At 72.3% G+C, this 6,482-nt stretch carries 4 protein-coding genes; 1 reads left to right on the forward strand and 3 read right to left on the reverse strand.

Annotated elements, in window-relative coordinates; translation table 11 throughout:
* The first annotated feature begins 12 nt into the window (after positions 1-12).
* Complete coding sequence (locus ACIBBH_RS35400; RefSeq protein ID WP_399411876.1) at positions 13-2,247, forward strand: HelD family protein; 2,235 nt, start codon at positions 13-15, stop codon at positions 2,245-2,247.
* Positions 2,248-2,322: 75 nt separating this feature from the next.
* On the opposite strand, the gene glgB is transcribed toward ACIBBH_RS35400, so the two are convergent.
* From glgB to ACIBBH_RS35415, 3 genes are all read right to left on the reverse strand, one after another.
* The gene (glgB, locus tag ACIBBH_RS35405; protein WP_399411878.1) at positions 2,323-4,662 is read right to left on the reverse strand and encodes a 1,4-alpha-glucan branching enzyme; all 2,340 of its coding nucleotides are present in this window, start codon (positions 4,660-4,662) and stop codon (positions 2,323-2,325) included.
* Positions 4,663-4,684: 22 nt separating this feature from the next.
* Entirely contained in the window at positions 4,685-6,079 is a 1,395-nt protein-coding gene (locus ACIBBH_RS35410) for a phosphotransferase (protein ID WP_399411880.1), read from the reverse strand.
* A gap of 85 nt (positions 6,080-6,164) precedes the next feature.
* A partial coding sequence (locus ACIBBH_RS35415; RefSeq protein WP_399411882.1) for an alpha-glucosidase C-terminal domain-containing protein occupies positions 6,165-6,482 on the reverse strand: 318 nt, incomplete at its 5' end.

Raw genomic sequence — 6,482 nt, forward strand, 5'->3', positions numbered from 1 at the left:
CCAGACGATGAATTGCGGCACGAACAGGAATTCATCGACGGACTGTACGCACGCGTGGACGCCCTGCGCGGCGACACCGAGACCTCCGTCACGGACGCGCTCGCCCAGGGCGACAAGCCCATGCAGGCCCGCCTGGAGCGGGACATCCTGGTCGCCGAGCGGTCGGGGCTGCTCGCCGCGCTGAACGCGGTGGACGGCTCGCTCTGCTTCGGCCGTATCGACCTCACCTCCGGCACCAGTCACCACATCGGCCGGATCGGCCTGCGCAAGGACGACGCCGAGCGCACCCCGGTCCTCATCGACTGGCGGGCCGACGTCGCCCGCCCCTTCTACCTGGCCACCGGCCACACCCCGATGGGGCTGCGCCGGCGCCGGCACATCGCCACCGACGGCCGGCGCGTCACCTCCCTGCACGACGAGATCCTCGACCTCGGTGACGCCACCCGCACCGGCCACGAGGACCCGAGCGGCGACGCCGTGCTGCTGGCCGCGCTCAACTCCGCCCGCACCGGCCGCATGAGCGACATCGTGCAGACCATCCAGGCCGACCAGGACCGCATCATCCGGGCACCGCACCGCGGGGTTCTGGTGGTCGAGGGCGGCCCCGGCACCGGCAAGACGGCCGTCGCCCTGCACCGGGCGGCCTATCTCCTCTACGAGCACCGGGAGCTGCTCGCCAAGCGGGCCGTGCTGATCGTCGGCCCCAACCCCGCCTTCCTCGGCTACATCGGCGAGGTGCTGCCCTCCCTCGGCGAGACCGGCGTGCTGCTGGCGACGGTCGGCGAACTGTTCCCCGGCGTGAAGGCGACGGCCGCCGACACTCCCGAGGCGGCGGCCGTGAAGGGCCGCGCCGACATGGCCGACGTGCTCGCCGCCGTCGTCCGGGACCGGCAGGCGCTGCCCGACCCGGTGATCGCCATCGAGCACGACCGCGAGGTGCTGATGCTCGACGACGGCCTGGTCAACATGGCCCGCGAACGCACCCGGGCCGCCAAGCTGCCGCACAACGCCGCCCGCGAGCACTTCGAGGGGCACATCCTCAACACGCTCACCGACATGGTCGCCGAGCGCATCGGCACCGACCCGTACGACGGCACCAACCTGCTCGACGCCGGCGACATCACCCAGATCCGCGACGAACTCGCCGAGAACCCCGAAGTCTGGTCCGCCATCGACCGGTTGTGGCCGCGGCTGACTCCGCGACGGCTGGTCGCGGACTTCCTCGCCGAGCCGGACGGGTACCTGTCCGAAGCGGACGCCGACGCCATCCGGCGCCCGGTGACGCGGGCCTGGACGGTGGCGGACGTGCCGCTGCTGGACGAGGCTGCCGAACTGCTCGGCGAGGACGACCGGGTGGCCCGGGCCCGCGCGGAGCGGGAGCGGGAGGCGCAGATCGCCTACGCGCAGGGCGTGCTCGACGTGTCGTACGCCTCCCGGACGTACGAGTTCGAGGACAAGGAGGACAGCGACCCGGAGTCGTCCGAGGTGCTGTCCGCGCACGACATCATCGACGCCGAGCGGTTCGCCGAGCGGCACGAGGAGGACGACCACCGCAGCGCCGCCGAGCGCGCGGCGGCCGACCGGACCTGGGCGTTCGGGCACATCATCGTCGACGAGGCGCAGGAGCTGTCGCCGATGGCGTGGCGGCTGCTGATGCGCCGCAGCCCCACCCGCTCGATGACCCTGGTCGGCGACCCGGCGCAGACCGCGGAGGCGGCGGGCGTCGGCTCCTGGGCGGACATCCTCCAGCCGTACGTCGAGGACCGCTGGGAGCACACCCGCCTCGGCGTCAACTACCGCACCCCGTCCGAGATCATGGACGTCGCGGCGGCCGTGGTCCGCGCCGAGAACCCGGACTTCGACCCGCCGAGCTCGGTCCGCTCGACCGGAGTACAGCCCTGGGCACGGCGCGCATACGACGACCTGCCCGGCGCGGTGGCCGAGGCGGTCGCCGAACTCACCCCCGCCGAGGGCCGGTTGGCGGTGATCGCCCCGCGCGAGCTGCACCGCCGGCTGGCGGCCCGGCTGGACGGGGTCACGGCGGGCGCGGAACCCGATCTCACCCGCACGGTCGTCCTGCTCGACCCCCGCCAGTCCAAGGGGCTCGAGTTCGACTCCGTACTCGTCGTCGAGCCCGGGCGGTACGGCACCAGCGACCTGTACGTGGCCCTGACCCGGGCCACCCAGCGGCTCGGCGTGCTGCACACCGAGGAGTTGCCGAAGCCTCTCGCTGCGGCGCTCTCGTAACACGGGTTCACCAAGATTCAACAGACGTCCGGTGATCCTGCGTGCACGTGCCCACGCAGGGTCACCAGACCCCGTCTAGGCCGGCCGCAGCCACACCGTGGCCAGTGGTGGCAGGGTCAGCCGGATGCTCGCCGGGCGGCCGTGCCACGCGGTGGCCTCCGGTTTGACCGGGTCGGGGTTGGTGACGCCGCTGCCGCCGTAGCGGGCCGCGTCGGTGTTGAGGACCTCGTGCCAGGCCGGGAAGTCGTCGGGGACGCCGAGCCGGTAGTCGTGGCGGCCGACCGTGGAGAAGTGGGAGACCGCCAGCAGGGGCGTGCCCTCCGCGTCGTACCGGAGGAAGGCCAGCACGTTGTCGTCGGCCGCGTCCCCGACGATCCACTGGAAGCCGGACGGGTCGGTGTCGCGCTGCCACAGGGCCGGGGTGTGCCGGTACACCGTGTTCAGGTCGCGGACCAGGTCACGGACGCCGCGGTGGTCGGACTCGGCGCCGTAGGCGGGGTCGAGGAGCCACCAGTCGGGGCCGTGCGCCTCGGACCATTCGGCGCCCTGGGCGAACTCCTGGCCCATGAACAGCAACTGCTTGCCCGGGTGGGACCACATGAAGCCCAGGTAGGCGCGGTGGTTGGCGCGCTGCTGCCACCAGTCGCCCGGCATCTTCGACACGAGGGACCGCTTGCCGTGGACCACCTCGTCGTGGGAGATCGGCAGGACGTAGTTCTCGCTGTAGGCGTACACCATCGAGAAGGTCAGCTCGCCGTGGTGGTACGTGCGGTGGACCGGCTCGTGGCTCATGTACTGAAGCGAGTCGTGCATCCAGCCCATGTTCCACTTCAGCCCGAAGCCCAGGCCGCCGAAGCCGCTCGGCCCCTTGTGGTGCGTGGGCCGCGTCACGCCGTCCCACGCCGTCGACTCCTCGGCGACGGTCACCACGCCCGGGCAGCGCCGGTACACGGTGGCGTTCATCTCCTGCAGGAAGGCCACCGCGTCCAGGTTCTCCCGGCCGCCGCGCTCGTTCGGCGTCCACTGGCCCGGCTCGCGGGAGTAGTCGAGGTAGAGCATGGAGGCGACGGCGTCCACCCGCAGCCCGTCGATGTGGAACTCCTCGCACCAGTACACGGCGTTGGCGACCAGGAAGTTGCGCACCTCGCGGCGGCCGAAATCGAACTCCAGGGTGCCCCAGTCGGGGTGCGCGGCGCGCAGCGGGTCGGAGTGTTCGTACAGCGGGCGGCCGTCGAACTCGGCCAGCGCCCAGTCGTCGCGCGGGAAGTGCGCGGGCACCCAGTCCATCAGCACGCCGATCCCGGCCTGGTGCAGCGCGTCCACCAGGTACTTGAAGTCGTCCGGGGTGCCCAGGCGGGCCGTCGGCGCGTAGAACCCGGTGACCTGGTAGCCCCAGGAGCCGCCGAAGGGGTGCTCGGCGACCGGCATCAGCTCGACGTGGGTGAAGCCGAGGTCCTTGACGTAGGCGGGGAGCTGTTCGGCGAGCTGCCGGTAGGTGAGGCCGGGACGCCAGGAGGGCAGGTGGATCTCGTACACCGAGAACGGCGCCTCGTGCACCGGCGTGTCCGCGCGGTGGGCCAGCCACTCCTCGTCGCCCCACTCGTGGTGCGAGGCCGTCACGATCGACGAGGTGGCGGGCGGGACCTCGGTGCGCCGGGCCAGCGGGTCGGCGCGCAGCGTACGGGAGCCGTCCGGGCGGGTGATCTCGAACTTGTACAGCTCGCCCTCACCGAGCCCCGGCACGAACAGCTCCCACACCCCGGAGGAGCCGAGCGAGCGCATCGGGTGGCCGGTGCCGTCGAAGAAGTTGAAGCTGCCCGCCAGCCGCACGCCCCGTGCGTTCGGCGCCCACACCGCGAAGCGGGTGCCGGTCACGCCCTGGTGGGTGGTCGGGTGCGCGCCCAGCGCCTGCCACAGCTGCTCGTGCCGGCCTTCGCCGATCAGGTGCAGGTCGAGATCGCCGAGCGTGGGCAGGAAGCGGTAGGCGTCCTCGGTCTCGTGGACGTTCCCCTCGTACGCCACCAGCAGCCGGTATTCCGGGATCTCGCGCAGCGGGAGCAGCCCGGAGAAGAAACCCTCGCCGTCGTCGTGCAGTTCGGTCCGCAGGTCGCCGGAGACCACGGTGACGGACCGGGCGTACGGGCGGAAGGCCCGGAAGGCGATCCCGCCGGGCACCGGGTGGGCGCCGAGGACCCCGTGCGGGTCGTGATGGGTGCCGCTGAGCAGCCGCTCGCGGTCGGAGGCGTCGAGGGCGGGGGAGACGGCGGCCTCGGGCGAGAGCGCGGGCGCGGGCACCTTCTTGACCTCAGGCGGTGTGGTCTGGGAAGCGGCCGGCTTCTTGGCGGGCGTGGCGGGCTTTGCGGTCTTGTTCTTGGCGGACTTGGTCTTGTCGGGCGCTGACTTCTTGGACGTCACGGACGCGTCTCCCGGGCGAGGGTCAGGTCAGGTCGGACGTGGCGAGGCGGTGGACCGCCGACAGCGGTACGGGCAGCCAGTCGGGGCGGTGCCGGGCCTCGTAGACGACCTCGTAGATCGCCTTGTCGGTTTCGTGGGCGCGCAGCATTACGGGATCGGTGCGCGGGTCGGTGCCCGCCACCTCGGCGTAACCCGAACAGTAGGCGGCCCGGCACGCCGTAGCCCAGCCCGGCGCGGGCGGGGTCACGGAGTGCGCCGCGTAGTCGAAGGAGCGGAGCATCCCGGCGATGTCCCGCACGGGCGGCTGCGGCATGCGCCGCTCGGCCAGCGGCCGGGCCGGTTCGCCCTCGAAGTCGATCAGCGACCACTGGCCGGACGGCGAGCGCAAGCACTGGCCCAGGTGCAGGTCGCCGTGGACGCGCTGGGCGGTCCAGGTGCGGCCCTCGGCGGCCAGGTCGGCCAGCGCCTCGAAGGCGGAGCGCAGCCCGGTCTCGTACGGCCCGAGCGCGGGCACCGCCTGTACGGCCGCCTCCAGCCGCTCCACCATGCCGTCGACCAGGACCCGCAGCTGGCTGTGGCCCAGGGTGACGGTGGGCAGGGCGCGGGCGAGCGCGGTGTGCACCTCGGCGGTGGCCCGGCCCAGCGCGCGGGCGTCGGCGGCGAAGTCCTCGCCCTTGGCCAGCTCGCGCAGCGCCAGCTCCCAGCCGTCGGCCGCGCCCCGCACGAAGGGCTGGAGAACGCCGAGGACATAGGAGTCGCCGTCCAGCTGGGCGTGCAGCCAGGCGGTCGGCGCGGGCACCCGGGCGCAGCCCTCGCGAGCCAGGGCGAGGGGTATCTCGAGGTCGGGGTTGACGCCGGGCACGACCCGGCGCAAGAGCTTCAGAATGAACGTATCTCCATAGACCACCGAGGTGTTGGACTGCTCGGCGGTCATCAGGCGGGCCACGAGTCCTTCGCGGATCTCCTGGCGCGGGTCCCGTTCGAAACGGAGCCCGCCGATGCGGGCCTGGGAACGCAGGGCTTCCAGAAGCACCTCGGCGGGCCGGGAATCGTACAGAGCGTCGTACACCGTGCGCCCGGCGAGCGGCCCCTCGGCCACATGTCCGATCAGCGCGGGCGCCAGCCGGGGCGGCAGCGCCTCGCGCACGCCTATGAGGAGCTGGTAGCAGTCACCTGGGTGGGGCGGGGAGCTCAGCGTGGGCGGCTGGTGGGCCTGGACCAGCAGGTGGTACAGGCCGAGCCGGCCGCCGGCCGGCAGCAACTCGGTGGCCGCGACCGGTGTGAAGCCGGTGACCGGGCGTCCCTTGCCCGCGAACCAGCGCTGCCTCGGCAGCCACTCGCGCAGCAGTGGATCGAGCGACGCGAGGATCTGGCCGGGACTTGTGGTGGTGCCGGATGGGGTGACCGTATCCGCCATGGCGTCACGTCCTTTCCCCGGGTCGTCGGGGTGGTTACTGTTGCGTGCCCCGGGTGGGGCGGGGGAAACCGCCCCACCCGGGCTTCTATGCGCCTTCCTTGCGCAGCCGGAACCAGTAGAAGCCATGGCCCGCCAGGGTCAGCAGGTACGGCAGCTCGCCGATCGCCGGGAAGCGCACCCCGCCGAACAGCTCGACCGGATGCCGTCCGGTGAACCGCCTGAGGTCCAGCTCGGTGGGCTGCGCGAACCGCGAGAAGTTGTGCACACAGAGGACGAGGTCGTCCTCGTACTCGCGCAGGAAGGCGAGGACCGCCGGGTTCGACGACTGCAGTTCGGTGTAGGACCCCAGTCCGAAGGCAGGATTCTGCTTGCGGATCTCGATCATGCGGCGGGTCCAGTGGAG

It is taken from the genome of Streptomyces sp. NPDC051636 (assembly GCF_044453765.1).
Taxonomy (GTDB): domain Bacteria; phylum Actinomycetota; class Actinomycetes; order Streptomycetales; family Streptomycetaceae; genus Streptomyces.

Bases quoted from the DNA above. Each gene is read 5' to 3' on its own strand.
- ACIBBH_RS35410 (WP_399411880.1), bottom strand. From the start codon at position 6,079: ATGGCGGATACGGTCACCCCATCCGGCACCACCACAAGTCCCGGCCAG.